This window comes from Xanthomonas sp. WHRI 8932A, from assembly GCF_035012785.1.
Taxonomy (GTDB): Bacteria; Pseudomonadota; Gammaproteobacteria; order Xanthomonadales; family Xanthomonadaceae; genus Xanthomonas.
Window position 1 is genome coordinate 1 of sequence record NZ_JAYGQQ010000015.1, and the last position, 26,087, is coordinate 26,087.

Below are 26,087 nucleotides of genomic sequence, written 5' to 3' on the forward strand. Positions count from 1 at the left end.
CCTCGGCTGCTCCTGGAGACCGCTATCTGATAGCTGGCCGACCGCCGCTCGATTGCTTTTCTGCATGCCGACCTCCATATCGTGCCGTGCCGGTGCATGACCGGCTGTTGCTGGATGCGCTGATGCCGGAATTGCCTGAAGTCGAAACTACGGTGCGCGGCCTAGCGCCGCATCTGGTCGGGCAGCGCATCCATGGGGTGATCCTGCGTCGGCCGGATCTGCGTTGGCCCATTGCCGAGCAGATCGAGCGCTTGCTCCCTGGAGCTACCATCACGCACGTCCGTCGACGTGCCAAGTATCTATTGATGGATACCGATGCCGGCGGGAGTGCGTTGCTGCATCTGGGCATGTCCGGGAGCTTGCGTGTACTGCCTGGAGACACGCTGCCGCGCGCACATGATCATGTGGATATCAGCCTGCAGAACGGGCGTGTGCTGCGCTTCAACGACCCGCGACGGTTTGGTTGCCTGCTGTGGCAATCCGACACGCAGGTGCATGAGCTGCTCGCTGCGCTAGGTCCGGAGCCATTATCGGAGGCATTTACTGGCGATTATCTCCATGCGCTATCGCGCGGTCGTCGCGCTGCAGTCAAAACCTTTCTGATGGATCAAGCAGTGGTTGTCGGCGTGGGAAATATCTATGCCGCTGAGAGCCTGCATCGTGCGGGAATCAGCCCCTTGCGCGAGGCTGGAAAGGTGTCGCTTGATCGATACCGGCATCTGGCTACTGCGGTGAAGGATATTCTGGGATACGCCATCCAGCGCGGCGGCACGACATTGCGCGACTTCATCAGCCCGGACGGGGCACCTGGCTATTTCGAGCAGGAACTAACGGTCTACGGCCGCGAGGGTGAGCCCTGCAAACAGTGCGGGCGGGCCTTGAAACACGCAACGATTGGACAACGCGCGACGGTGTGGTGCAGCAGTTGCCAGCGTTGAGGTATGGCAGCACCTTTTAAGCAGTTCCTGCTGCCTCCCGGATCAGATCGATCTTCGCGATCGATGTGCGGCCTCAACGGATAAGCAGCCGGCCGGGCGATCAATGGGTCCACCTTCGCAGTAACAAGATGCAAACGGCTAGTTTCCACACGTGCACCACGCCACAATCGATACGTCCTGCATTTGGAACTGCGTTATGCCCATGTCACGGCCTCTTTTGATTCCTTTGGTAGCTGGCGGGGCATTGGCGCTATTGCTTCCTGGCAAGGCACATGCGGATGAGTCCGCGAAAGCTGGCCTCGCGCCAGTAGAACGTATCCAGTTGCACAACGATGCAGTGGAGCTGAGCGTCACGCCGGCATTCGGTGGCCGTGTGCTGTCCTTCAGCCTGCGCGGGCACCCTAGTGTGTTGAAGATCGGAGCAGCAGTGGATCGCCAGCCTGCACCTACGGTGTCTGCCGGCGCAGGCGATGTTCCGTATCTCGGTCACGATGTGTGGGTGGGGCCGCAGAGTCAGTGGTGGTTGCATCAGCAGGTCAACCTCAAGCGCAAGGCCGCCGCCGCGGTGTGGCCGCCGGATCCGTATCTCTCGTTGGCCAGTACGCGGGCCGTTGTACGTGGACCGACCGAGGTGAGCCTGCAGGGCGAGCCCAGCCCGGTGACGGGCGTGCAACTGAGCAAGCGCATCGCCCTGTCTACAGCGCGCGCCGACACGGTTGAGGTGCAAGCCACGGCGCGCAATATCCGCAAGGATGCGATCGCCTGGGATCTGTGGTTCAACACCCGCGTTGCGGCGAATACGCGGGTCTTCGTACCGGTGGCCGATGCTGGCGATATTCGGGTGCAACCGCCGAGCGAGCCAGGGACGGTGCCGCCCGTGTTCGGTCACCATGCGGGAGTTCTGGCGTTGCGTGCCGACGTACGCGATGACGGCATGGTCCAGCGCGGCAAGGTGTTGCTGCAGCCATCGGCGGGCTGGATGGCCGGCTTTGCCGGTGCGCAGGTGCTGGTGATCCGCTTTGTACATCAGCCGTTGGCCGCGATCCATCCGGAACAAGGACAGGTGGAACTGTACCTGGAAGCCCCGCCCCTGCATCCCGACCAGGGCTTGCTGGAAATGGAGGTGCATGCACCGTATCGCCAGCTCGCGCCAGGTGCGCAGATGCAGGCGCAGGAGCAGTGGACGTTGCTGCAGTACAGCGGGCCGGACGATGTGCAGGCGCAGCGGCGCTTCCTGTGCAGCAAGGCGACAGAGCTGGCTTTGGACAATGCGTGCGACGCCGCAGCTGCGGCGCCTTGACGCACGCACGCGCGTCCACGCCGGGCTTGTGGCTATGATGTCGCCCAATTCCCGATCAGATCGATGCGCATGCAACGACGCCACTTCCTGAAGAATGCCGCTGCCGCCTTGGCCGCGCTCGGTTTACCGGCATTGCCGCAGTGGGCGTTGGCTGCCAAGGCCGTGGGGCTGCGTCGGCTCGGGCAGCCGCAACCATTCGACTATGCGTGGCTCAAGGGGCAGGCGCGTGCGCTGGCCAAGGCGCCGTACAAAAGCCACAAGCAGGTGCTGCCGGGGCCGCTGGAAGCGTTGAACTGGGATCAGTATCAGTCGATCCGCTATCGGCAGGACCACGCGTTGTGGGCCGACGGCAATGGCAAGTTTCAGGCGAAGTTCTTCCACCTGGGGCTGTACTTCCACACCCCCGTGCACATCTACGACATCGTCGATGGCAAGGCCCAGCAGCTGGCCTACGACCCGGCTGCGTTCGATTACGGCAGCAGCGGGCTAGGCGGCAAGCAGTTGCCGAAGGATCTGGGCTTTGCCGGCTTCCGGCTCAACACGCGCAAGGACACCGATCGCGACTTCTCGGCGTTTCTGGGCGCGAGCTATTTCCGTGCGGTGGGCAAGGAAGGCCAGTACGGGCAGTCGGCGCGCGGGCTGGCGATCGATACCGGCACCGGTGGACCGGAAGAGTTTCCGGACTTCATCGCCTACTACCTGGAGCAACCGGCCGACGACTCCGACACCGTAGTGGTCTACGGCCTGCTGGATTCGCCCAGTGTCGCCGGCGCCTACCGCTTTGCCATCACCAATGGCGACGTGCTGGTGATGGATATCGACAGCGCGCTATACCCGCGCAAGGCCATCGAACGGCTCGGCATCGGCCCATGCACCAGCATGTACCAGGTCGGCGAAAACGACAGCCGGATGGATTGGGACTGGCGCCCGGAGATCCACGATACCGATGGTCTGGCGATGTGGACCGGCGGTGGCGAATGGATCTGGCGGCCGCTGTGCAACCCGCCGCATCTGCGCTTCAACATGTTTGTCGATGAAAACCCGCGTGGGTTCGGGCTGTTGCAGCGCGACCGCAATTTCGACCATTACCAGGACGACGGCGTGTTCTACGAGAAGCGCCCGTGCCTGTGGGTGGAACCGAAGAGCGGTTGGGGCAAGGGCTCGGTGCAGTTGGTCGAGATCCCGACCGTGGACGAGACCTTCGACAACATCGTGGCGTTCTGGAACCCGCAGGCCAAGCCGCAGCCGGGACAGGAGCTGTTGATGGGCTACCGGTTGTATTGGGGCGCCCAACCGCCGGCCAGTTCGCATTTGGCGAATTGCGTGGCCACCCGCACCGGATTGGGCGGCATCGTCGGGCAGAAGCGCAGCCATTTTTCCTGGCGCTTTGCGGTGGACTTTGCCGGCGGCGACTTGCCTGGGTTGGTGAAGGATGCCAAGACCAAGGTCGAAGCGGTGATCCAGGTGTCGCGCGGCACCACGGAGATTGTCTCGGCGCGGCCGTTGCATGAGCTCAAGGGCTATCGGGCCATGTTCGACCTGGTGCCGCCGGATGACAGCATGCAGCAGATCGATATCCGCCTGTACCTGCGCGCCAATGGCAAGCCGCTGACCGAAACCTGGCTCTATCAATGGACGCCGCCGCCGGTGAGCGAGCGCAAGATCTATTGAGTGTGTGTCGGTGCGCACGCGAGTGCGTATCGCGCGGTTTCGTCTGCAGCGCGACGTCTTTGTAGAGCGATCCCGGGCGATCGAAGCTAGAAGCGAGGATGCTGCAGTGATCTCGGCGCGGTGAGTGGATCGCCGACATGCGTGCGTCTGCCGCGACGGCGACGGACCGTCGCTCTCCCAGCCATGCGTACGTGTTGCGCGGCGGAGGCGAGCAATGCCTGCGCCTGCCGTACATCTCGCCGATCAGGCCTGTGCTGACACCAGCGACCGACATGCGATCTCGGACATGCTGCGTCCGCCAATGCGCCCATGCACGCCGCGTCCTTATGTGTTGTGCGGCGCAGGAGAACAGTGCCTGCGCCTGCCATACATCTCGCTGATCAGGCCTGGCTGACACCAGCGACCGACATGCGATCTCGGGCATGCCGCATCCGGCGATGAGCCGTTGCACAGCGCGCCGATCAGGCTGGGATGACGCCAATGACCGACATGCGATTTCGGACATGCTGCGTCCGCCGATGCACCCATGCACGTCGCGTCCTGGAGTGATCGCCACACGAGAACCTGCGTGTCTCCAAAACGCTTGTCTGTGAACGCGTTTCCGGAGCGCAACCGAACTGCTGCAGGACGCGATCGCCGCCGTGGGGCGGTATCGCCGGGTTTAAGCACTCAGGCCGAGGTGGTGCCGCTGACCAGGTGCATGCGCGCACGGGGTCGTGCGCAGGCCAACTCCACGCGGAAGCAGGTGCCGTTCTTGCCGCTGGTGATGCGCAGCTCGCCCTGATGCGCCTGTGCGATCTGCGCGGCCATGTGCAGGCCCAGATCCACTTCCGGCACGGGGCGGCCGGCGGTGTGTACGTGGGTGGAGGCGTGCAGCACATCCAGCCGGCGTGGGTCGATGCCATCCAGATTGCAGACCTCGATGCGCAGGCGGCCCTGTTCGGTGACCGCGACCGCCTTGATCAGCGAACTCTGCTGCCCCTGCACCACCGCATTGATCATCATGCTGCCGAACATCTGCGCCAGACGCACCGCATCGCCATGCACGGGTTCGTCGATGGCCACGTGCGTGGACAGCACCTGGTTGGGATAGGCGGCGCGGGTTTCGTCGACGACCTGCGACAGCGCATCGAGCAGGTCGCTGCCGCTGCCGTAATCCAGCTGCAGCCAGTCGCGCTCGATGCCGCGCGCGAAATCGGAGGCGAAATCGATCAGTTCTTCCATGCGCTGCAGGCTGCGTTGCAGGCAGCGGATGGCGCCGCCCTGGCGCTGGTTGAGTGGGTCGATGGCGAGCATGTCCACCACCGCATGCATGGACTGCAGCGGATTACGCAGGTCGTGCCCGAGGATGCCGATGAACTCTTCGCGCAACCGCGCCGAGGCACCGGCGCGGCCCAGTTCGCTGCGTGCGCGCCGCGATTCCTGCGCGCTCTCTTCGGCGCGCTGTTCGGCCTGGATCTGCGCGGCCAGCAACTGCGCGAGCAACTCGACCTTCTCCACCAACTGCTGGTCCATGACCCGCGGTAATGGGTCCAGCGCGCACAAGGTGCCGAACACGCTGCCATCGTCGAAACGGATCGGCACCGAGACGTAGCTTTCAAAGCCATACAACCGCGGCGATGGGTGGTCGCGATAGACCGGGTCGTCGGAGGCATGCCCGAACCACACCGCGTTGCCCTTCACCCGCACGCTGTCGCAGAAGGTGGTGGCCAGCGGCAGCTCGTCGCCCGGCATCAGACCGAAGGACAACTCGTCGCGCACCTGGCAGGTGATCCAGCGCGCCTCGGTCACCCGCGCGACGGCGGCAAAGCCCATGCCGGTGAGGCGGGTCAGGATATTCAGCACATCGGGGACCGACGATAGCCGGCCAACACGCGCGATATCGGCGCGTAACTCGGGAGGAAGCGTACCCATGTGTGCCTCCCGACAAGTGGATGATCGCCAGTTTACAGGACTGCAGTTGGGCCTGGTTACGTGCCAAGCCACTGCAATCGATGTCAACGATACGCCTTGTCGGCTGGTGCCGGCGATGCCGCTGCGAATGCATGCCTGCATAGGTTTAGCGATGCGTTCGCAGCGTATAGCTTGGCGCCAATGCGCGCTGGCGATCAGGGATGCGGCTACGGATGGTGGCGGCGCTACCGCAGCTGCCCAACGGCGCTGTGACTCCGCTGCGCTGACCAAGGCGACGGGTGATTCGTGTGTTCGTGCCCCCCGCCATCTACCGCTTACGGCGACGCCACGCGACGTGTGGCGGAATGAGCGGGCACTACCCGGCGCAGGCCGGACGGACCGACGCTGCGGTGTCGCCAGTCGGCAGGATGCCGGTTACTCAGGCGTCGGCAGATGGCAGCGGCAAGGCGATTTGCAGTGGGTCGATGCGACCTTCGCCGCGCATGATCTTCTTGAACTCGGGGCGGCTGACCGACACGTAGCGCTCGTTGCCGCCGATCTCCACTTGCGGGCCGTCCTGCACCGCATGCCCCTGCGCGTCCACGCGCACGGTCATGGTGGCCTTGCTGCCGCTGTGGCAGATGGTCTTGATCTCCTCCAGCTCGTCGGCCCAGGCCAGCAGGAACTGGCTGCCTTCGAACAGCTCGCCGCGAAAATCCGTGCGCAGGCCGTAGCACAGCACCGGGATACGCAGCCGGTCGACCACCTCGCTCAACTGCCAGACCTGTGCACGGCTGAGGAACTGCGCCTCATCGACCAGCACGCAATGCAGGGCGCCCTGGGTGGCGATGTCGCGTTCGACCAGCTGCTGCAGTTCGGTGTCGCGATCAAACGCGCGCCCGTCTGCACGCAAGCCAATCCGCGATGCGACCACGCCGCTGCCGGCGCGGTGGTCGAGTTTGGGGGTCAGGATCAGCGTGCGCATGCCGCGTTCGCGGTAGTTGTGCGCCGACTGCAGCAAGGTGGTGGTCTTGCCGGCATTCATCGCCGAATAATAAAAATAGAGCTTGGCCATCGGGCGATTTTACCGGGCCGGGCGGATGCATGCAGCGCGCGCTATTGGTGAATGCTGCCGCGCGGCCCAACGCAGGCGGGCGAGGGCTGCTGCCGTGCCGCCGTACCTGCAGACCTGGTGCGACAGAACCATTCCCCTGCCGACCTGAATCCATCGCGCCGGCCAGCCCGGGGCCGCCCCGGTACAATGGCGCGCTCTGTCGGAAGCCTCTATGCACGGTCTCAATCCCCCGCAAAGCGCCGCGGTGCTGCACTGCGAAGGTCCCTTGTTGGTGCTGGCCGGTGCCGGCAGCGGCAAGACGCGCGTGATCGTGGAAAAGATCGCGCATCTGATCGCGATCGGCCGCTATCCGGCCAAGCGCATCGCCGCGATCACCTTCACCAACAAGTCGGCCAAGGAAATGCGCGAGCGTGTGGCCAAGCGCATTCGCGGCGATGGCGCCGATGGCCTGACCATCTGCACCTTCCATGCGCTGGGGCTGAAGTTCCTGCAGATCGAGCACGCCGCTGCCGGCTTGAAGCGCGGCTTTTCGATCTTCGATTCCGACGATGCTGCCGCGCAGATCAAGGACCTGATGCATGGCGCCAAGCCCGACGCGATCGAAGATGCCAAGAACCTGATCTCGCGCGCCAAGAATGCCGGCTTGTCGCCGGAACAGGCGATGGCCGCTGCACGCAGCAACCGCGAGAAGGAAGCCGCCAGCCTGTACGAGCGCTACCAGGCGCGGCTGACCACCTTCAATGCGGTGGACTTCGACGATCTGATCCGCCTGCCGGTGCAGATCCTGGAAGCCAACGAAGAGATCGTGATGGGCTGGCGCGAGCGCATCGGCTACCTGCTGGTGGACGAGTGCCAGGACACCAACGATGCGCAATATCGCCTGCTGAAAATGCTGGCCGGGCCGCGCGGCAACTTCACCTGCGTGGGCGACGACGACCAGAGCATCTACGCCTGGCGCGGCGCCAATCCGGAAAACCTGCAGCAGATGGGGCGCGATTACCCGGCGCTGGAAATCATCAAGCTGGAACAGAATTATCGCTGCTCCAATCGCGTGCTGCGCGCGGCCAATGCGCTGATCGCGCACAACCCGCACGAGCATTTGAAGACGCTGTGGAGCGACCAGGCCGACGGCGAACGTATCCGCGTGTGGGAATGCCGCGACAGCGAGCACGAGGCCGAAAAGGTCGCTGCCGAAATCTCGTTTCTGGGCACCGCCAAGCAGGTGCCGTGGAGCGATTTCTGCATTCTGTTTCGCGGTAATTTCCAGTCGCGGCCGCTGGAAAAAGCCATGCAGCTGCTGCGGGTGCCGTATCACCTCACCGGCGGCACCGCGTTTCTGGAGCGGCAGGAGGTCAAGGACGTGCTGTCGTGGCTGCGCCTGATCGTCAACCCCGAGGATGACGCGGCGTTTTTGCGCGCGGTGCAATCGCCCAAGCGCGAAGTGGGGGCGACCTCGCTGGCGCGGTTGGCCGAGCTGGCCAGTGCGAAGTCGGTGCCGATGTCGCGCGCGGCCGAATCGATGGGCGCATTGCAGCACCTGCCGCCGCGCGCGGCCAATGGCCTGAGTGCCTTTACCGATATTCTGCGCGACATGCGCGAGCACTCGGCGAGCATGCCGGCCGGCGAATTGGTGCGGACGCTGGCCGACAAATCTGGCCTGCTCAACGACCTGCGCAATCAATCCAAAGACGAAACCGGCTTCCAACGCCGCAAGCGCAACCTGGACGAGTTGGCCGAGTGGTTCGAGGGCGGCCCACGCGGCGCGAGCGCCAGCGATCTGGCCGCGCAGCTGGCGCTGTTGTCGCGCAACGACAAGGACGACGGCGGCAACCAGGTGCGCATGATGACCATGCATGCGTCCAAGGGGCTGGAGTTCCGCTATGTGTTCATCGTCGGCTGCGAAGACGGTGTGCTGCCGCACGAAGTGAGCCTGGAAGAAGGCAATCTGCAGGAAGAGCGCCGGCTGCTGTATGTGGGCATCACCCGCGCCAAGGAGCAGCTGTGGATGAGTCACAGCAAGCTGACGCGCAAGTTTGGCGAGCATGTGCGGCTCAAGCCGAGCCGGTTCTTCGATGAGATTCCGGCCGAAGAACTGCAGCGCGATGGTGCCGACCCGGTGGCCGATGCCGAGCGCAAAAAAGAGCGCGCCAGTGCCGGGCTGGCGGCGATCCAGGCGTTGTTCGATTAGTCGCGGCTGATCAAGCCACCGTGCTTGTCGTCGGGTGGGCGCGGCCGGTGCGTGGTTAGCGTTTGGCACCTCGGTCTGGCACGCGCCAGCGTATTGGCGGCGGTGTGCCGACCGTTCCAGGCGTGTCATGCGCTTCAATACGCGTGAGAGTGGCTGCTGTACGGATCCGCACACTGCCGCATTGCTAAGGGCGGCAGCGCAGTAACCAGTTGTCGAAAGCCTGGCGTTTGCTGCGCGCGGAATGGATTGTGACCGTCTACATTGATGTCGACATCGACATCGACATCGATATCTACTTCGACGTGCCAGGTTGGCGGCGCGTGTATGCATGGCGCGGTTCGTCTGCTGGATGATTGCCGGTCCCACCTGGCTGTAGCGCGCGCTGAGGCTTGCCAGCGCCACAACCGCACGGCAGTCTGGTTTTCCCTGCTGCAGGAGTGCGCTGTGACTGTCGTGATCGAAACCCCGCGCTTGCGCTTGCGCACGCTCGATCCCGAGCGCGATGCCGATGCGATATTGACGCTGGTCAACGACCCCGGCTTTATCGCCGGCATCAACGACCGCGGCATCCGTACCCGCGAGCAGGCGAGCGCGCATCTGCGCGAGTGGGCACAGGCGCATCACGACATGTACGGGTTTGCGCATTGGGCACTGGAGACGCGCGACGGGTCCACCTTCATGGGGACGTTGGGTTTGTTGTGCCGCCACACCTTGCCGGTGCCGCATCTCGGCTTTGCACTGTTGCCGGCCTATCGCGGCAAGGGCTATGTGCGCGAAGCCGGGCGTGCGGTGCTGGATTACGCACGCGATGGGCTGGGGCTGACCCAGCTGTGCGCGATCGTGTCGCCGGACAATGCCGCTTCCATCCGCGCGCTGGAAGCGCTGGGGCTGCACCGCGAGGGCCTGCGGGTGTTGAGTCCCGGCACCGATGCGCTGGCGTATTACACGATTAACCTCGCTCCCGCCGACATGGACAGCACCCCAGGTGTGCGGCACCCTGCCGGCCTGCCTCCGACTGCATAAGGACACCCGCATGCCGCTGCTGGTCAATGCCTATTCCACGTTGCGCGAACCGCGCTGGCCGGACTTTCTGCCCCACGACGCCGTGCAGCATCGCGACCATGCCGACCCGGAGCTGGCCAACCATCTGCATGGCTTTGTCGGCTACGTGAATCAGGCGGGCGACGGGCAAATGACCCAGTCGCGGTATCACCTGATGCGGCATGTGCAGCGGGTGCGGCAGCACTTCAGCTTCGAGGTCGACGACAGCGCGTTTGGCGATCTGGCGCAGTGGGCCGAGCAGGCCAATGCGGTGTGTTTTCTGGCCGATGGCAGCGTGCGCGACCCGCAGGGACGGGTGCTGATCAGCCAGGGCGAACCGGCGCTCGATGACCAAGCGCAGGTGCCGTACCCGCCGGACGCGCTCGAGCGGCGAGCGCATCATCTGGCGCAGCTGAGCGCACAGGGCATCCGCGTACCGCCGAGTTTGCCGCCGGTGGCCGGTGGGGGCGAAGCGCGGGTGCGCGATGCGACGGCGGTGACGCAACGGATGCTGGCGTTGTTTGCGGTGGCCTTGCGTGCGGAGATGCTGGCCGCCGGCGATGTGCCACCGGCGTTGGAGGAGGTGGAGACACGCTTGCCCGGCGTGACGGCTGCGCTGTCGCCGCAGGAGCACGCTTTCTTCGTCGAAGCGCACCCAGAAGCACAGATGCTGGCCAATTTTGGCTGGCGTTACGAAAGCCTGGCCGTGTTGCAGTGGGCGCTGGGCCTGGCCGACAGCTTGCCGCAGCCGACCGCCCTGTGCGACGTGCCGTTGGCCGCGCAGCGCGCGCTGGAGCATGCGCAGGCGCCTGCGCGCAAGTTGCTGACGCTGCGGCCGCTGCCCGAATTGCTGGATGCGTTGGACCTGCATCTGCGCCTGCACTGGGCCGTGCGCCAGGCCGGCCAGACCCAGCAGGCACCGCCGGCCGGCATCGTGCCCGGCGTGGTGTACGAGCGCCATTACGCGCTCAACTGGCTGCTGCACTTCGAAGATGCGGACTGGGACGAGGTGGATACGCCGACCTGAGCGGAGCGAGCACCGATCACGTCGGGGCTAAGAGCGGCTAACAAAACGTAGCGAGCAGTCGTCAGGTGGGTGTGGACGGCGCGGAGGAACCGGAGTGTACGGGTGGTACATGAGGATTCCGAGCACCGGCCGCGCCCGCCTGGCGGCTGCACAGTAGTTTTGTTAGCTGCTCTAAGCGTCCCTCAAGGGATGCATCCGCATGGCGTTGTGGCGTCGCGCCTGCCATGGCGTGTGGTTCTCACACGCGCCAGGCAAGCGCTGAACAACGCGTCCGTGTGTTCTCGATCAACACCGCTGGCCATCTTCACTACGCGCAAGCGCTTGATGTTCAGCAGGGAAGGCCGCCGCGTTTGAGCGACATCCCAGGTTCCCCGTCATGCCACGCGTTGTTCGGACCTTCCCTAGCCGAGGAAGGACATGGCATGGGTCAGCGAGCGGTCGGTTTGCAGATCCAGCACGCGGCCGTGCGCGTCATGGAACAGCAGATGGCCGGATTGCTCGCGCACCTTGACCGTGCTGCCCGCAGGCCAGTCCAGCGACGCAACGATGCCGCCGTCATGGTGGCGCACCACCAGATAGCGCGAGCCGTGCGGCCAATGCAGGCCAACCAGGAATCCCGCTTCAAGCGCCACCACGCTCGATGCATCCGGCGCGCCGAATGCGGCACTGTGTTCGTGCAATCGGGACTGACGGGCGCTGCCGATGTGCTGGTAGTGCAGGTAACTGTCGCCATTGGGATCGACGCGCACCTCCGTTTGCTGTGCGCTGCCGAGCCGATGCGCGAGCACAGGCGCTTGCGGGTCCACGCGCAGGGGATCGCGCGCTTTGAGGCGTCGCGCGGGCAGGCTGTAGGTCCAGTCCTCCAGGTGCTCGCCGGCCTGCACCAGATACACCTCGCAATCGCTGAAGAATCCCGCCGCAATCACCGGCCCGGGCAGGTCGCCGACATGCCACAGCACGCTGTGCAGATCCTTGTCGGTATCGACCACCAGCAGCCGGTTGTCGACCACGATGCTCCAGCCGATTCCGCTGTAGCTGGGCGCGGCGTACTGCAGTGCGAGCTGGCCAAGGTCGCGCACCGCATGGGTGATCAAATCCAGCCGATGCACGGTGGACACGCGCTCGCGGGGCGCGATTACCAGGGCGACCTGCCCGCTGTCGGCGATGACCACGCCAAAGGCAGGCGCCGGGTAGCGCCGCAGCAGGCGCCCGTGTGCGTTTACCACCGCCGCGCCGGCTTCGCCCAGGGCCAGCAGATAGCGGCGACCCGGGAGTGCAGCCACATCGTGGATGGCCGCCAGGCCGGCCTGCGGTGCCTGCAGTCGTAGCGGGGTGGCGCTGTCCCAGAGCTTGGATTGGCTGGCCGCGACGTGTGGTTTGAAGGTTGGAATATCGGCGCTGAGCAGGGGGTCCTTGGCCAGTTTCAGCAGCGTGGTCAGATCGCCGACGGACAGGCTGTTGCGGGCGAACGCATGATCGGCGGCAATCGCCGGCAGCAGTTGCCGCGCCAGCTGTTGCAGCGAGCGGTTGGGGGCAGCATCCACCAGCAGCGCGGCTGCCATGTCGCTGCGCGGTGCGGGATCGGCAGTGGGGTCTGCAAGCGCGGCGATGCGGTCTGCGTAGTGTTCCAGCGTGTCCGGCAACAGCTGCGCGCGCTTGACCAGCGCGCGTGCGTGCAGCGTGCTGCCGGCCTGTTCTGCGGCCAGCAGCCACTGCGCGGCCTGGTGGCGCGCGTTGTGCAACGGCCACACCGCGTCCACGGCGGCCAGCCAGTCGCCGGCTTGCACCAGCGCCTGGCCCCAGTCCAGCCGCAGCGCGTCGGCCAATGCGCGATCGGTACCTTGCAGCAGCTGGATGGCGGCGGCAAAGGCGCCATCGCGGCGCGCGACCTGCACCGCACGCGCGTGGTCGCCGGCCAGCATCAGCAGCCGGATGATCATCGCCGCCGACATGTCCCAGCCCAGCGCCAGCTCCGCGGCCTGTTTGTAACGGGCGTGCTTGACCAGATAGTCGAGCGCTTCCTGGCGCGCATTGAGCAATTCGGCCAGCACGAACACCGCACGATCGATCTGGCCCTCGCGGTCCAGCCGCGCGAAGGCGCTGCGATAGGTCGCGCGCAGATGCGCCTGCAGCTCTTCGCCCAGGCCGATGCTGGTGCCGGCCCCGCGCGTGCGCGACAGACTCAGGTCGCTGCGCCGCTGTGGCACCCCGAACGCCTGCCCCAGGGATTCGCCCAGGCCATCGAGCGGCAGCGCGTTGCGCAAGGCTTCGTCCAGAGCGCCGTTTTCGAACTGGCGCAGCATCCGGCGCATGTAGGCGCCCTGATGACGTCCGACCAGGCTGGCCATGCGTGAGGCAACCAGTGCGCGGGCCAGCCGCGTGCGCCAGGCCGATACCGATGCAGCGCCACGGCGTGCCGGCACGGTTGTGTTCTGCCCGGTGGCGGTGCCGGCGCCAGACGCTGCGGATCCGTTCGATGCCGGTGCGTGCTCGCGGCTCAAGGTGCGCTGAGCGCGCGTCAGCAGGCGTTGCCACAGCGTGGTGTTCTGCACGGCGGGGCGCTGCGTCTTCAGCGCGTGCAGGAATGCATCGCGCTCTGCGCTGGCTGGCGGGACGGCATTGCCCAGCAATTGCCGCAGCGGTTTGCCGCGCAGCCGGTCCACCTGCAGCGGTGGCTCGCTCGGGCTGCAGTCGTAGGGCATGTGCAGCGGGTAGCCAGACACGTCGATCGCCTCGGAAGGATCCAGCGCCACCGCGTGTTGCCACTGCAAGGCGATCACCTGGGCGCCATGGACCAGGCCGATATCGGCGGGGGGCAACTGCGCTGCCTCGGCGGCGGTCAACGCGCCCGAGAACAGGCCGCCGTGCACCTGGCACAGCGCCAGGCCGGGCGCCTGCTCGCAGACCAACGCACGCGGCGCGGCGAAGCACAGCACATCGCCGTCGGCAAAGCGCAGTGCCCGGCTACCCGGTTGCCAGGCGCAGACAAGCCTGGCCAGGCGTTGTTCCGGGTTGAGCCACGCTGCCGAGAACCACAACGCCGACACCATCTGGCTGCCGTGCCACAGCGGGTAGCGCACGCTGCTGCCCGCATTGTCCGTGCGCGCGGGGCTAGTCATGGCCGGGTTGCTCGGCCTGGCCTTGCACGACCATCAACGGGGTCAGCCCGCCATCGCCCAAGATCCACGCCTGCCCCTGCAGGGTCACCAGTGCGACCCGCGCGCCATCGCTGGACACTGCCGCAGCGCTGATCTCGCTGGCGGCGCGATGCAGTGTCCGCCGGCCGCTGGCCCCGATGGCGAGCAGCGCGCGACGATCGGCGCGCAGCACCAGCAGCAGGCTGTGCTGCGGCGCGTCCGGGTCGCCGATCAGGCCGATCGGTCGGTCGCCGGACGCCACGATCGCCTCGAATTCCTGAAAGCCGTCGGCCGGGCCCCCGTGCAGCACCCGGTAAGCCAGCGAGCGGTCCCCGCCGGCCTGACGGCTTGCCAGTTCGAGGGCGATGGCGCCACGCCATTGGTCCTCCTGGACCAGGTTGCGCAGCAACACGACCGGCGGGCGCGACCCCAGCGCCAGCTGCAGGATGAGGTCCTGCTTGCCGTTGCGATGCAGGCGCAGCACCCGCAGTTCGCCAGCGACATGGGTGGCGTAGATCGCGTGTTCGGCATCGCCTTGCGCCAGCGCCACCACCTGCCCGGCGAGCTCGCTGCCTTGCGCAACCCGCTGCCGCTGGTTGGTATCGCGCGTCCAGGTCATCAGCCGGCCGTGCTGGTCCCACAGCAGGAACCGCTGTGGCTTGCCGCCGCTGTTGAGCCACACGCATGGACGCAGCCGCACCTGGCCGGGTGCGGGGCAGAGGCTCTGCCCGCCGGCTTCGATGGAGCCGTGCATGCCATCGAGATTCCAGAACGCGGCCTGCTCCCCGAAAGCGACGATGCCGCCCACGTGCTTGTTCTGCGCCGTCAGGCACAGCGGCTGACCGCCCTGCGCCCATTGGTGGTAGCGCGGCGCCGCCCGTTTGGGGATGTCGGCGGGCTGCACCTTCACCATCGCGCTGCGGTAGCCGTCTGCCAGCAGCAGCGCCACATGGCTGCCGTCCGGGCTGAACAGCGGCGCGTGGCGCAGCGAAAACTTGCCTTTGACCACGTGGTTTGCGGTGTCGGCTTGGGCGGGGCGTTGCGTGTCGGTGAAGTGCCCAAGCAGCAGCTGCCTGGCGGCCATGCTGGCAGGCACCGGCAACAGGCTGCTGCGGGTGCCGTGGCGCGTTTGCAGCACCACCTGCAGATGCGCATCGGCCGCAGGCACGATGCTGGCCTGGTGGTGGAATGGCGCCGCACGCACCGGTTGCGCGCCGATCCACCAGCACTCGCTGGTGGTCGGCATCGCGCTTGCCCACTGCGTGGCCCAGGCCTGTGCGTGCTGCGGGCCGGCCGCCTCGAAGGTGCGGCCCTGCAGCAGCTGTTGCAGCCGGGCAGGGCTGTCGGCGTCGTGCAGGTCGCCGGGCAGATGCGCCAGGCCCCAGACAAAACGCGCATTGGCGGCCTGTGCACGGCGTGCCAGCAGGATCCACAACGCGATCTGTGCCAGACGCGGCGCGCCCCATTGCGCCGGACCGGCATCGAAGATCGCCACCAGGCGCGCATCGCGCGCGCGGGTCTGCATGCGGGGCACCAGGAACAGGTGCTCGGCATGCGCGGCGCGGCGCAGGAATTCTTCCGGCAGTGCGTCGGCCAGTGCCCACTCGCTCAGCAGCAGGTGGTCGTAGCTGCCGCGCCGACGCAGGTCGTCGATGCCGTCCGGTTCGCTGTCGCCATCGCGGCGGCGCAGGCTGTCGCGGCCGAGCAGGGGGTCCAGACGCAACAACCAGGTGCCGAGCTGGGAGGCGATGTCCGGGTCGAACCAGTCCAGCCACAGCCGCCAGGCCTGTAGCGGGGCGGGCACCTGCAGCGCGGCGCTCACGCGGCCTCCCAGCGCTGACGGATCTGCGCCACGACCTCGGCACGCGCCGGCAGCAACCGGTGCAGCGGCAGCACCAGCGCAGGTGATCGCAGCAGCAGCAGCGGCTGCGGCCCGTGTTGGTGGCGCAGCGCACGCTCCAGCAGTTCCAGCGGAAGCGCGGGGCGTTCGGCGGTGGGCAACCACAGGCCAGCGGCGTCCGCGCGCGGTGCCACGTACTGCACGCCGTTGGCCCAGGGCAGCTGCGGCGCAGGGCCGGTCAGCAGCAACGTCTGCGCGGTGGCGGTGACCAGCAAACCCGCGCCGTCGGGCAAGCGCGCCCATGCCGCCAGCAACGCGCGTGCGGCCTCGCCCACGCCGATCACTCCTTGCGGGGCGACCGGCAGCGGCTCGTCCTGCCACGACCAGGTCACGCGCCGCTGCCGATCTGCTCGATCAGGCGCGTGCGTTCGTGGGCCAGCTCGGCCGGCAGCGAGGCGGCCGTGAAGTTGGCATCGATCTCGCGCAGCAAGGCTTCGGCCATGGTGCGCAGGGCCGGATTGTGCTGATCCTGCAGGCAACACTGGGCCGCCTCCACCAGCCGCGCAGTGCGCGAGAGCGGTTGCAGGGCGGCTTGTTCGACGGCCGCGCGCAAGGTGGGATTGGCCGCGGCGGCCAGGGTGCCGCGCAGCAGGTCCTGCGCGCTGGCTTGCTGCGCGCGCGTGGGCAGCACATAGAACAGCGGCCACAGATCGGCCTCGCTGGCCTGGGTGCGTCCGGCCAGCACGCAGGCGGCGGCGATCAGCCGCTGGGTCTTGACCAGTCGGCGGTCCGACAGCTGCATGCCTGCGCCGCGCAATGTCCGGATCGCTGCGGCGAGCGCCGTGCGCGCGCCCTCCATGTCCACTGCACGTGCCTGTTCGCACAGCAGGTCCAGATCGGCCAGCCCGGCCACAGGCTGCAGCGGCGCACGCTCGGCCTGCCATCCGCCGGCCAGCAGCGCTTCGAGCTGATGGTCTGCCACCGGGTCGACGAACAGATGCAGCAGGAAGCGGTCGCTGAAGGCCGCCAGCGCATCGTCTTCCGGCAGCGCGTTGGCCGCGCCCACGCACAGGCGCAACGGGCAATGCAGGTCGGTCTGGCCACGCCGGAAGCGGCGTTCGTTGAGCAGCCCGAGCAAGGTGTTGAGGATGGCGGTGGAACCCAGGAAGACTTCGTCGAGGAAGGCGATGTCCGCTTCGGGCAACATCCCGGTCACATCGGTCTGCACGCTGCCCTCGCGCAGTTTGCGCAGGTCCACCGGGCCGAATAATTCAGCCGGTTCGGTGAAGCGGCCGAGCAGATATTCGAAGTAGCGGCCGCCCAGTGCGGCGGCGACGCGCCGCACCACCGCACTCTTGGCGGTGCCCGGCGGGCCGATGATCAGCAGGTGTTCCTGCGCCACTGCAGCGAGCACGATCAATTCGGCCAGCTGATCGCGCTCGATCAATCCGTTGGTGGCGGCCTGGACGGTGGCGCGAATGCGCGCGGCGGCGGGATGGGCATGCATGCGATCGGTCCTTCGAACAAAACGTGCGGCGCGGTGCAGGCACCGGTGACCGCCTGTGGAACGGGCAATGGAACGGTGGCGCATGGCATTAACGAGGTTGCCATGACCGTGCGGTTATCCTGTGACCTCACCGAGCCAGGGAGGCAATGCAATGACGATCGGCGAGTATTCGGAATTCTATCGCGGCAAGCGCGTGGTGGACTTCAGTGTGGACCAGCCCGCCAGCGGCGGCGACGTGGTGTACCGGCTGCGGCAGGAGTACGAAAGCGAAGGCAGCCAGGCGGAGTTGCTCGACACCCTGCTGGCGCAGGTCGACCCGGCCAGCATCCAGGCATTGATCATCGGCCCGTGGCGCGAATCCTACGAGGAAGGCCCCAGCGGCTATCTGCAGCGGCTGATCGAACGCCGTGACGAACTGACCGCGCTGCGCGCGCTGTTCGTCGGCGACATGGTCTGCGAGGACTGCGAGGTGTCGTGGATCATCCAGACCGACTACACCCCGCTGCTGGCCGCATTTCCGGCGCTGCAATCGCTGCGCGTGCGCGGTTCGTCCAAATTGGTGCTGACCCCGTGCACGCATATGCAGCTGCAGGAACTGGCGATCGAATGCGGTGGGCTGCCGTCTGCCATCGTGCAGGCGATCGCCGACTCCACGCTGCCGGCGCTGCAGCACCTGGAGTTGTGGCTGGGTGTGGAAGACTACGGTTACGACGGCGATCTGGGCACCTACCAGCGGCTGCTGGCAGCCATCGGCCCGGAGCGTCTGCGCTATCTGGGGCTGCGCAACGCCGCCAACACCGACGAATTGGCCACCTGGCTGGCCACCCAGCCGTGGCTGGGCAGCCTGGACACGCTGGACCTGTCGCTGGGCACCATCGGCGATGTCGGGGCGCGTGCCCTGGTCGAAAGCACGCAGCTGGGCCAGCTGCAGCGGATCGATCTGAGCCACCACTACATTTCTGCCGATTGGCAGGCCCGTCTGGCGACGCTGCCGGCCACGGTGATCCTGGAAGAGCACGAAGAGGAAGACGAAGACGAGCGCTACGTCGCTGTCTCCGAATGACGTGAGCGCGCATTGGGTGTTGGTGGGGCCGCAGGGTAGCCGCAGGATCGCCGCCCTACAGCAGGCATTGCAGGCGCAGGGGCAGCCCGCGGCGACGGTGTTCGACTATCTGCAGCTGCTGGACACCGCCGCGCCGTTGCAAGACTGGCTGGCGCGGCATCCGGCCGCGCTGGTCAAGCTGGAATCGCCGGGCGAAGCGCCGGCGTTGCATCAAGCGCTGATCGTGCGTGGTTGGCATTGCCTTGGACAGCCAGGGCCGGCACCTGCGCCATTGGCGCATGGCGAACTGGCGCATCAGCACCTGTGGCATGCCGGGTTTGCAGACCTGCTAGCAACCTTGCCGGCGGCGCGCTATCTCAATCCACCGGCCGATCTGCTGGCAATGACCGACAAACTTGGCTGCCAGCAGCGCTTGGCCGCGGCAGGGGTCAGCGTGCCGGCCCTGCTGGGCACGGTCGACAGCTACGCCGGCCTGCGCGAATGCTTGCAGGCCAGCGGCTGCACCCAGGCATTTCTCAAGCCGCGCTACGGCTCCTCCGGTGCCGGCGTGCTGGCGTATCGCTGGCACCGCGATGGACGCCAGATCGCCAGCGGTTCGGCCGAGCTGGTGGTGCAGGACGGCCAGGTGCGCGTGTTCAACGCCTTGCGCCAGCGCCGCTATACCCGCACCTACGAGATCGCGCCGCTGGTCGATGCGATCGCCGCGCAGGGCGCTTACCTGGAGCAGTGGATTCCCAAACCGCGCGCGCCCGGCCTGCCCGGTTATCACTACGACCTGCGTGTGGTCGCGTTTGACGGCGCAGCGCGGCAACGCGTGGCGCGTGCCAGTCGCGGCCCGTTGACCAATCTGCACCTGGGCAACCGGCGCCTGCCGGCGCAGGCCTGGCAGAGCGCCGACGTGGATGCGGCGGTAGCCAGCACCGTGGCGCAGGCGGCCAGCGTGTTTGCCGACTCTCGCATGATCGGTTTCGACCTGATCCAGCGCGCCGGGCGCTGCCATGTGCTGGAGGCCAACGGCTTTGGCGATCTGCTACCGGAACTGCGCTGGCAGGGGCGTACCACCTACGAAGATCAGGCGGCACTCGGCGCCGTTGCCGCCGCCCCTGGCATGACCGCCGACACGCGCCAGGAGGGTCTGCTGCATGGCTGAGCTGCTGCCGGACATGCGCGCCATTGTCGGTGCGCACGACATCGTGCTGATCACCTTGGATACGCTGCGCTACGACGCTGCGCAGCGCTGTTTTGCGCGGGGCGAACTGCCGGTGCTGGCGCCGTATCTGCCTGCCGACGGCTGGGAGCGGCGGCACACACCGGGCAGCTTTACGTATGCGGCGCACATGGCGTTTTTCGCGGGGTTTTTGCCGACTCCCGCGCGGCAGGGACCGCATCCGCGCCTGTTTGCGCTGGCCTTCGATGGCAGCGAAACCATCGTTGCGCAGACCCAGGTGTTCGCCGACAGCGGCACTATCGTCGATGGCCTGGCGCGCTGCGGTTACCACACGCTGTGCATCGGCGGCACCGGCTTCTTCAACAAGCGCAACGCGCTGGGCGCTCAGTTGCCCAGCCTGTTTCGCGAAAGCCACTGGTCGCCGGAGTTTGGCGTCACCGCCGCCGATTCGACCGAGCGCCAGGTCGCGCTGGCCTGCGCACGTCTGGGCGACCCCGCGCTGCGCGAGACCCGCTGTTTTCTGTTCATCAACGTTTCGGCCATGCATCAGCCCAATTGCCATTACCTGCCCGGCGCGGTGCGCGACGACCTCGATAGCCACTGCGCCGCGCTGCGCTATGTGGATGCCGCGCTGGCGCCGTTGTTTGCCGCACTGCGCGCGCGCGGCGGTGCGTTTGCCATCGTCTGTTCCGATCACGGCACTGCCTACGGCGAGGATGGCTACCATGGCCATCGCCTGGCCCACGAGGTGGTGATGACCGTGCCTTACGCCCATTTCCTGGTGACCCCATGAGCCTGCCTTCGTTGGCCGAATTGCTGCGCCAGCCGCCGTATCAGGCCTATTCGTACTCGTATCCGCACAAGACCAGCTACCGGCCGCTGCAGCCGGCCGTGCCGTTGTCGCAGGTCTGGGCCGACGAGCCCCGGCAGGCACTGTTTTTGTACCTGCATATTCCGTTCTGCTCGTACCGCTGCGGGTTCTGCAATCTGTTCGCATTGGCGCGGCCGGCGCCGGCGCAGGTGGAGGCGTATCTGGCGCAGATGGAGCAGCAACTGCACGCCACCGTGCAGGCATTGGGCACGCACCGCTTCGTGCGCTTTGCGATGGGCGGCGGCACGCCGAGCTATCTGGATCCGGCGCAATTGCAGCGCGTGTTCGACATGGTGGACCGCCACGCGACGATCGCGCTGGACACCATTCCGGCCGGCATCGAGGTGTCGCCGGAAACCGTCGATGCCGAGCGGCTGCGGGTCTGCCGGCAGGCCGGCATCGATCGGGTCAGCATGGGCATCCAGAGTTTCAGCGCCGCCGAAGTGAGCGCACTGGTGCGGCCGCAGCAGCGCGACACGGTGGAGCGGGCGATCGCCATCATTCGCGCCCAGGACATTCCAACGCTGAATCTGGATCTGATCTACGGCATCGCCGGGCAGACCGTGGACAGTTTCCTGGCCTCCATCGACAGCGCACTGCAGCATGCGCCCGAAGAACTGTATCTGTATCCGCTGTACGTGCGTCCGATGACCGGCTTGGGCCGGATCGAGGCCAAGAGCGGCGGGCGACGCAGCTTTGTGCTGCAACCCGAGCCGCTGGACGAGCGCCTGGTGCTGTACCGCGCCGGCCGCGACCATCTGCTGGCGGCCGGCTACACGCAGGTGTCGATGCGCATGTTCCGCGCCCCGCATGCACGCGACAGCGACGCGCCGGTGTACTGCTGCCAGAGCGATGGCATGGTGGGCATCGGCTGCGGCGCGCGCTCGTATACCGCCGGCCTGCACTACTCCAGCGAATACGGGGTGAGCCGGCGCTCGGTGGCGGAGATTCTCGAGCACTATCTGGCGCGCGATCCGGCCAGCTTCGCCTGCGCCGACTACGGCATTGCGCTGGATGCCGACGATGCCATGCGGCGGCATGCGATCCAGTCGCTGTTGGTGTTTCCGGGGCTGGACTGCGATGAGTTCCGTCAGCGCTTTGGCCGCGATTGCCTGGAGGCGTTGCCACAGCTGCAGGAGTTGCTGGCGTTAGGGCTGGCGCAACGGCACGGAGCGCTGCTGGCGCTCACCGCCGCAGGCATGGAGCGGGCCGACACCATCGGCCCGTGGCTGACCTCGGCGCCGATTGTCGAGCGTATGCAGCAGTACCAGGTCGGGTAAGCGGCCGATGCATCTGTCATTGCTCTATCGCGGCCGGCTGAGCAGCTGCAACTACGCCTGCGATTACTGCCCGTTCGCCAAGACCTACGACAGCCCCGCCGCGCTGCGTCGCGACGCGCAGGATCTGGCGCGGTTTGTCGGCTGGGCACAGGCGCAGACGCGGCCGTTGTCGATCCTGTTCACGCCCTGGGGCGAGGGCCTGGTGCGGCGGCATTACCGCGAGGCGATGGTGCAACTGAGCCAGCTGCCGCAGCTACGCCGCGTGGCGATCCAGACCAACCTGTGCACGGGCATGCGCTGGCTCGACGCGGCCAATCTCGACCGCCTGGCGCTGTGGTGCACCTACCATCCCAGCCAGGTGACGCGCGCGGCCTTCCTGCGGCGCTGCCAGGCGTTGCGCGACCGCGGCGTGCGCCACAGCGTGGGCATGGTCGCCGCGCACGCGCACATGGACGAGATCGAAGCGCTGCGTGCGGCCTTGCCCGACACCACGCCGATGTGGCTCAACGCCTTCGATCCGCGTCCGCCCGACTACTACACGCCCGAGCAGGTGCAGCGCTTGAGCCGGATCGATCCGCATTTCGGCTACAACCTCGCCCCGCCGCCCAGCTTCGGCGCGCCCTGCCTGACCGGCGAATCGGTGTTGTCGGTGAATGGCGACGGCACCGTGCGGCGCTGCCACTTCGTCGATACGCCGCTGGGCAATCTCTACGACGGCAGTTTCGCGACGCAGCTACGTGCCCGCAGCTGCCCCAATGCCCGATGCGATTGCTTCATCGGCTATGCGCATCGGCCGGACCTGCCGTTCCAGGCCGACTATGCAGGCGGCGTGCTGGAACGGGTGCCGGCGACGGCGTGAGCTGGCCACTGCAGACCGGTGATTCGTCCCGGAGCGGCTGATAGCCGCTGACGCGCGTTCTCCGGCGGAGTGGATGCGCGAAGGAACCGAAGTGCATACGTGACGCTGCATCGAAGACTGCGGCGTGCGCCCTGGCCTTCGCGCACGAACATGTCGATGGTCTGTTCGATGCGTTCGGCAAAACGGTCTTCGCTCCATGGCAGGAACAGCTCGGCCTGCAGGAACGGGTACACCGTGCAACCCAGCCGGATCAGACCGGCGCGGCTCATGCGGCGGTTGTTCTGGAAGCAGCACGCCACCCACGACGCGGCGGCGCAGTCGCTTCAATCCCCGCGTTTACTCGCCCAAGCGGGTACGCAGCTCGGTCACCTGCTCGCGCAGTTCCTGCAGCTGCTCTTCCAGACTCTGCACCCGCGCTTCCAGGGCGGCGGTGTCGGCGCCGCGTGGCGTGCTTTCGCGCGTTGCGGCTGCGGCCTGCAGCGCGTCGAGATCCAGCTCGCCACTGAGCAGATGCGCATAGCGCTCTTCGCGCTGGCCGCTGGCGCGCGGCAGTTGTACCGCCAGGCTGCGCTGGATCAGCCGGTCCAGGTGATGGCGCACGTCGTCGGTATCGTTGAAGCGGGCCAGCCGCTCGCTGCGCGCGAACAGCTCGCCCAGGGTCTGCGGGCCGCGCAACAGCAGCAGGCCGATCAGGGCCACTTGCTGGCGCGTCAGATCCAGCACGCTGCCCAGCCGGTGTTCGTAACGTTCTGCACGCGAGGAGAACTGCTGGCGCACCAGTCCCAGGGTTTCCAGCTGGCGCAGCGCGTGATGCACCACGCCGGTCTGCAGGTTCAGCACCGGCTCGCGCGCGGTCTTCTGGTTGGCGGCCACCTGCGCAGCGTTGACGGTGAGCGGATAAGCGTCCGGGGTGGTCGCTTCCTTTTCGATCAGGCAACCAAGCACGCGGGCCTGAGCGGCATCGAGGACGGGCGGTGGCGAGGTCTCTGTCATGGGTGGCTCCAGGGGCGATCAGCCCGCAAGGATATGCCGATCCGGCATCGGCGTTCTTCGGTCCCTGCGATCGTGCAGCGTGGCGCGTCGGTATGGACACGCCATTGCGGCGCCGGAGCCGGCAGCTGGCGCGCGCACAGGGACGCAACCAACGCCGCCATCCGGCCACCGGCCGTCGCACCGAAAACCCGGATCGACCAGGCCAGCGGCGGTGTGCCTCTGCGGCTCTCGAACGCAGCGCCTTCGGCAGCGGCGAGCGGTGCGGCGCGAACCCGCTAAAATTGCGCTCTTCATTACCGCTCCTGTTCTGGTGGATGCCATGCGCCCCTCGCTTTACGCACCGTTGTCCTTGCTCGCCTGCACCGCGCTGGCCTTGAGCGCCTGCAAGCCTGGCCAAGAGGAGATGGGCCAGCGTGCGCAAGCCGCTGCCGTGTCGGCCAACGCGGCAGCCAGTGCCGCTGCGGCGAAACAGGCCTCTACGCCCACTGCCAACACCGCCCCAGCCGGCGACGACAACCTCAACGCGGTGCTGTGGATGCAGCGCTCGGAGGAATACCGTGCGGTGGCCGAGCAGACCTACCGCGCTGCGGCGGACAAACTCGATACCGCGCTCAAGCAGCCCAATTGGGATGCGCTGGTGCCGGAAGAACGCGGCAATGCCGCTACCGGCCTGAAGCCGGCAGTGGTGCTGGACGTGGACGAGACCGTGCTGGACAACTCGCCCTACCAGGCGCGCCTGCTGCGCGATGGCAAGGAGTACGACGAATTGAGCTGGGACCAGTGGGTGGCCGAGAAGAAGGCCAAGCCGATCCCCGGCGTAGTGGATTTCGCCAAGGCCGCCAACGCCCGTGGCATCACCCTGATCTACATCTCCAACCGCGCCGTGCACCTCAAGGACGCCACCCTGGCCAACCTGCGCAGCGCCGGCCTGCCGGTGGCCGACGACAGCGTGTTTCTCGGCCTGGGCACGGTGGTGCAAGGCTGCGAGCAGAACGGCAGCGAGAAGAACTGCCGTCGTCAGCTGGCCGGGCAGACCTACCGCGTGCTGATGCAGTTCGGCGACCAGCTGGGCGACTTCGTCCAGGTGACCGCCAACACCAGCCAGGCGCGCGGCGCGTTGCTGCAGCAGTACCACGACTGGTTCGGCGAGCGCTGGTGGATGCTGCCCAATCCCAGCTATGGCGGCTGGGAGCCGGCGCAGTTCAACAACGATTATTCCCAACCCCGGCAGACCCGCCACGACGCCAAGCGCGCCGCACTGGAGCTTGCACGATGAGCCGTCCCCCCTTGCCGCTGGCCGCGCACGAGCGGCTGATCTTCGCGTTGGACGTGCCCAGCCATGACGAGGCGATCGCCTGGGTGGACCGCTTGGGCGACTCGGTGGCCTTCTACAAGATCGGCATGGAGCTGCTGGCGTCGGGCGAGTACTTCCATGTGCTCGATGCCTTGGCCAAGCGCAACAAGCGCGTGTTCGTCGACCTGAAGTTCTTCGACATCCCCGCCACCGTGGCCGGCACCATCCGCCGCCTGTCGCAATGGCCGGTGAGCTATTGCACCGTGCACGGCTGGCACGCCGGCATGCTGCAGGCCGCCGCCGAGGCCAACCAGGGCGACATGCAACTGCTGGCAGTGACCGTGCTGACCTCGATGGGGCGCCCGGACCTGGCCGCCATGGGCATCGACCGCGAACCGGTGGACGTGGTGGTGGAGCGCGCGCTGGCCGCCCAGGCCGCCGGCATCGACGGCGTGATCGCTTCCGGCCAGGAAGCCGGCCCGATCCGCCGCGCCACCGGCCCCGCCTTTTCGATCGTCTGCCCCGGCATCCGTCCCGGCGGCCCGGTCGGCGACGACCAGCAGCGCACCGTGGGCGTGGCGCAGGCCTTCACCGATGGCGCCGATGCGATTGTCGTCGGCCGGCCGATCCGCCTGGCCGCCGACCCGGCAGCGGCGGCCGCCGCCATCCAGGCTGAAATCCGCGTAGCGGTCGGACAGCACCGGGAATGACAACACGCGTGCCGTACGCCAGCGCATGCGCTGCTAACAAAATCAACAAGTTAACCAGGTAGAATTAAAGTGTTGCTTTAACGTTAAAGTCTGGTTAGCATGCCGCGTCCGATGTCAGTCGGAAGCTGTGCCACTCATTGTCCACCGGGCTTGTCCCGGTTTTCGAAGGGATCGGGCCTTGTGCCCGATCCTTTTTTTTGGCCGTCGCCCGGCGCAGATGCGCCGCTGCCAC

The 26,087-nt window shown here is 66.9% G+C and carries 21 protein-coding genes, 1 other RNA gene and 1 pseudogene; 14 read left to right on the plus strand and 9 right to left on the minus strand.

Features of this window, described 5'->3' with window-relative positions; genetic code table 11:
- The first annotated feature begins 122 nt into the window (after positions 1 to 122).
- The 3 genes from mutM (at position 123) to VC212_RS21490 (ending at position 3,909) form a co-directional block, all read left to right on the plus strand.
- Positions 123 to 938 (plus strand): bifunctional DNA-formamidopyrimidine glycosylase/DNA-(apurinic or apyrimidinic site) lyase, encoded by an 816-nt coding sequence (mutM, locus tag VC212_RS21480; protein ID WP_323526897.1) that lies wholly within the window; start codon positions 123 to 125, stop codon positions 936 to 938.
- A gap of 196 nt (positions 939 to 1,134) precedes the next feature.
- Positions 1,135 to 2,238 carry a DUF4380 domain-containing protein gene (locus VC212_RS21485; protein ID WP_323526898.1) on the plus strand — a complete coding sequence of 368 codons (1,104 nt, stop codon included), beginning with the start codon at positions 1,135 to 1,137 and terminating at the stop codon, positions 2,236 to 2,238.
- Between the two features lie 69 nt (positions 2,239 to 2,307).
- The gene (locus VC212_RS21490; RefSeq protein WP_323526899.1) at positions 2,308 to 3,909 is read left to right on the plus strand and encodes a glucan biosynthesis protein D; all 1,602 of its coding nucleotides are present in this window, start codon (positions 2,308 to 2,310) and stop codon (positions 3,907 to 3,909) included.
- A gap of 669 nt (positions 3,910 to 4,578) precedes the next feature.
- Here VC212_RS21490 and VC212_RS21495 read toward each other — a convergent pair.
- Both VC212_RS21495 and VC212_RS21500 read right to left on the minus strand, forming a co-directional pair.
- A complete protein-coding gene (locus VC212_RS21495) occupies positions 4,579 to 5,823 on the minus strand; it encodes a GAF domain-containing protein (protein ID WP_115514365.1) in 1,245 nt (414 codons plus the stop codon).
- Between the two features lie 418 nt (positions 5,824 to 6,241).
- On the minus strand, positions 6,242 to 6,877 hold the full coding sequence (locus VC212_RS21500) for a thymidine kinase (RefSeq protein ID WP_055854611.1): 636 nt from the start codon (positions 6,875 to 6,877) through the stop codon (positions 6,242 to 6,244).
- A gap of 211 nt (positions 6,878 to 7,088) precedes the next feature.
- Here VC212_RS21500 and VC212_RS21505 point away from each other — a divergent pair, with 211 nt between their 5' ends.
- The 4 genes from VC212_RS21505 (at position 7,089) to VC212_RS21520 (ending at position 11,133) form a co-directional block, all read left to right on the plus strand.
- Positions 7,089 to 9,065: a UvrD-helicase domain-containing protein gene (locus tag VC212_RS21505; RefSeq protein ID WP_115514364.1), complete on the plus strand. Its 1,977-nt coding sequence runs from the start codon at positions 7,089 to 7,091 to the stop codon at positions 9,063 to 9,065.
- 209 nt (positions 9,066 to 9,274) lie between these two features.
- Positions 9,275 to 9,418 carry a hypothetical protein gene (locus VC212_RS21510; protein WP_323526900.1) on the plus strand — a complete coding sequence of 48 codons (144 nt, stop codon included), beginning with the start codon at positions 9,275 to 9,277 and terminating at the stop codon, positions 9,416 to 9,418.
- A gap of 73 nt (positions 9,419 to 9,491) precedes the next feature.
- Positions 9,492 to 10,088, plus strand: a complete 597-nt coding sequence (locus VC212_RS21515) for a GNAT family N-acetyltransferase (RefSeq protein WP_323526938.1) — start codon at positions 9,492 to 9,494, stop codon at positions 10,086 to 10,088.
- A gap of 10 nt (positions 10,089 to 10,098) precedes the next feature.
- The gene (locus tag VC212_RS21520) at positions 10,099 to 11,133 is read left to right on the plus strand and encodes a DUF4272 domain-containing protein (RefSeq protein ID WP_323526901.1); all 1,035 of its coding nucleotides are present in this window, start codon (positions 10,099 to 10,101) and stop codon (positions 11,131 to 11,133) included.
- A 35-nt stretch (positions 11,134 to 11,168) separates the two neighbouring features.
- Here the strand turns inward: VC212_RS21520 and VC212_RS21525 are convergent.
- The 5 genes from VC212_RS21525 to VC212_RS21545 all read right to left on the minus strand — a co-directional run bounded on the left by VC212_RS21525 (position 11,169) and on the right by VC212_RS21545 (position 17,617).
- Positions 11,169 to 11,244, minus strand: a non-coding RNA gene (locus VC212_RS21525) — sX9 sRNA.
- Between the two features lie 290 nt (positions 11,245 to 11,534).
- Positions 11,535 to 14,252, minus strand: coding sequence for a bpX6 domain-containing protein (locus VC212_RS21530; protein ID WP_323526902.1), 2,718 nt, complete (start codon positions 14,250 to 14,252; stop codon positions 11,535 to 11,537).
- Positions 14,245 to 16,092: a hypothetical protein gene (locus VC212_RS21535; RefSeq protein ID WP_323526903.1), complete on the minus strand. Its 1,848-nt coding sequence runs from the start codon at positions 16,090 to 16,092 to the stop codon at positions 14,245 to 14,247. Before VC212_RS21535 ends, VC212_RS21530 begins: the two co-directional genes overlap by 8 nt.
- Complete coding sequence (locus VC212_RS21540; RefSeq protein WP_323526904.1) at positions 16,089 to 16,502, minus strand: hypothetical protein; 414 nt, start codon at positions 16,500 to 16,502, stop codon at positions 16,089 to 16,091. Before VC212_RS21540 ends, VC212_RS21535 begins: the two co-directional genes overlap by 4 nt.
- A complete protein-coding gene (locus VC212_RS21545; RefSeq protein ID WP_323526905.1) occupies positions 16,499 to 17,617 on the minus strand; it encodes an AAA family ATPase in 1,119 nt (372 codons plus the stop codon). The genes VC212_RS21540 and VC212_RS21545 overlap by 4 nt, the downstream gene beginning before the upstream one ends.
- Positions 17,618 to 17,768: 151 nt before the next feature.
- Between VC212_RS21545 and VC212_RS21550 the strand changes: the two genes are divergently transcribed.
- Genes VC212_RS21550 through VC212_RS21570 form a run of 5 tightly spaced genes read left to right on the plus strand, consistent with a single transcriptional unit; the run spans position 17,769 to position 22,858 of the window.
- A complete protein-coding gene (locus tag VC212_RS21550; protein WP_323526906.1) occupies positions 17,769 to 18,680 on the plus strand; it encodes an STM4015 family protein in 912 nt (303 codons plus the stop codon).
- Between the two features lie 19 nt (positions 18,681 to 18,699).
- A complete protein-coding gene (locus VC212_RS21555) occupies positions 18,700 to 19,830 on the plus strand; it encodes an STM4014 family protein (RefSeq protein ID WP_323526939.1) in 1,131 nt (376 codons plus the stop codon).
- Positions 19,823 to 20,641, plus strand: a complete 819-nt coding sequence (locus tag VC212_RS21560) for an STM4013/SEN3800 family hydrolase (RefSeq protein WP_323526907.1) — start codon at positions 19,823 to 19,825, stop codon at positions 20,639 to 20,641. The genes VC212_RS21555 and VC212_RS21560 overlap by 8 nt, the downstream gene beginning before the upstream one ends.
- Complete coding sequence (locus tag VC212_RS21565) at positions 20,638 to 21,999, plus strand: STM4012 family radical SAM protein (protein WP_323526908.1); 1,362 nt, start codon at positions 20,638 to 20,640, stop codon at positions 21,997 to 21,999. Before VC212_RS21560 ends, VC212_RS21565 begins: the two co-directional genes overlap by 4 nt.
- 7 nt (positions 22,000 to 22,006) lie before the next feature.
- Positions 22,007 to 22,858, plus strand: coding sequence for an STM4011 family radical SAM protein (locus VC212_RS21570; protein WP_323526909.1), 852 nt, complete (start codon positions 22,007 to 22,009; stop codon positions 22,856 to 22,858).
- A gap of 134 nt (positions 22,859 to 22,992) precedes the next feature.
- On the opposite strand, the pseudogene VC212_RS21575 reads toward VC212_RS21570, so the two are convergent.
- Positions 22,993 to 23,169, minus strand: a pseudogene (locus tag VC212_RS21575) (hypothetical protein); the annotation flags it as partial.
- A gap of 25 nt (positions 23,170 to 23,194) precedes the next feature.
- Positions 23,195 to 23,851, minus strand: a complete 657-nt coding sequence (locus VC212_RS21580) for a YceH family protein (RefSeq protein ID WP_055854651.1) — start codon at positions 23,849 to 23,851, stop codon at positions 23,195 to 23,197.
- A 310-nt stretch (positions 23,852 to 24,161) separates the two neighbouring features.
- On the opposite strand from VC212_RS21580, the gene VC212_RS21585 reads away from it, so the two are divergent.
- A complete protein-coding gene (locus tag VC212_RS21585; RefSeq protein WP_323526910.1) occupies positions 24,162 to 25,127 on the plus strand; it encodes a 5'-nucleotidase, lipoprotein e(P4) family in 966 nt (321 codons plus the stop codon).
- Entirely contained in the window at positions 25,124 to 25,855 is a 732-nt protein-coding gene (pyrF, locus tag VC212_RS21590) for an orotidine-5'-phosphate decarboxylase (protein ID WP_323526911.1), read from the plus strand. The genes VC212_RS21585 and pyrF overlap by 4 nt, the downstream gene beginning before the upstream one ends.
- The last annotated feature ends 232 nt before the right edge of the window (positions 25,856 to 26,087 follow it).

Bases quoted from the DNA above. Each gene is read 5' to 3' on its own strand.
- VC212_RS21490 (WP_323526899.1), top strand. From the start codon at position 2,308: ATGCAACGACGCCACTTCCTGAAGAATGCCGCTGCCGCCTTGGCCGCG.
- VC212_RS21560 (WP_323526907.1), top strand. From the start codon at position 19,823: ATGGCTGAGCTGCTGCCGGACATGCGCGCCATTGTCGGTGCGCACGAC.
- VC212_RS21570 (WP_323526909.1), top strand. From the start codon at position 22,007: ATGCATCTGTCATTGCTCTATCGCGGCCGGCTGAGCAGCTGCAACTAC.
- VC212_RS21580 (WP_055854651.1), bottom strand. From the start codon at position 23,851: ATGACAGAGACCTCGCCACCGCCCGTCCTCGATGCCGCTCAGGCCCGC.
- VC212_RS21550 (WP_323526906.1), top strand. From the start codon at position 17,769: ATGACGATCGGCGAGTATTCGGAATTCTATCGCGGCAAGCGCGTGGTG.
- VC212_RS21485 (WP_323526898.1), top strand. From the start codon at position 1,135: ATGCCCATGTCACGGCCTCTTTTGATTCCTTTGGTAGCTGGCGGGGCA.
- VC212_RS21520 (WP_323526901.1), top strand. From the start codon at position 10,099: ATGCCGCTGCTGGTCAATGCCTATTCCACGTTGCGCGAACCGCGCTGG.
- mutM (WP_323526897.1), top strand. From the start codon at position 123: ATGCCGGAATTGCCTGAAGTCGAAACTACGGTGCGCGGCCTAGCGCCG.
- pyrF (WP_323526911.1), top strand. From the start codon at position 25,124: ATGAGCCGTCCCCCCTTGCCGCTGGCCGCGCACGAGCGGCTGATCTTC.
- VC212_RS21500 (WP_055854611.1), bottom strand. From the start codon at position 6,877: ATGGCCAAGCTCTATTTTTATTATTCGGCGATGAATGCCGGCAAGACC.
- VC212_RS21505 (WP_115514364.1), top strand. From the start codon at position 7,089: ATGCACGGTCTCAATCCCCCGCAAAGCGCCGCGGTGCTGCACTGCGAA.
- VC212_RS21530 (WP_323526902.1), bottom strand. From the start codon at position 14,252: ATGACTAGCCCCGCGCGCACGGACAATGCGGGCAGCAGCGTGCGCTAC.
- VC212_RS21495 (WP_115514365.1), bottom strand. From the start codon at position 5,823: ATGGGTACGCTTCCTCCCGAGTTACGCGCCGATATCGCGCGTGTTGGC.
- VC212_RS21565 (WP_323526908.1), top strand. From the start codon at position 20,638: ATGAGCCTGCCTTCGTTGGCCGAATTGCTGCGCCAGCCGCCGTATCAG.
- VC212_RS21545 (WP_323526905.1), bottom strand. From the start codon at position 17,617: ATGCATGCCCATCCCGCCGCCGCGCGCATTCGCGCCACCGTCCAGGCC.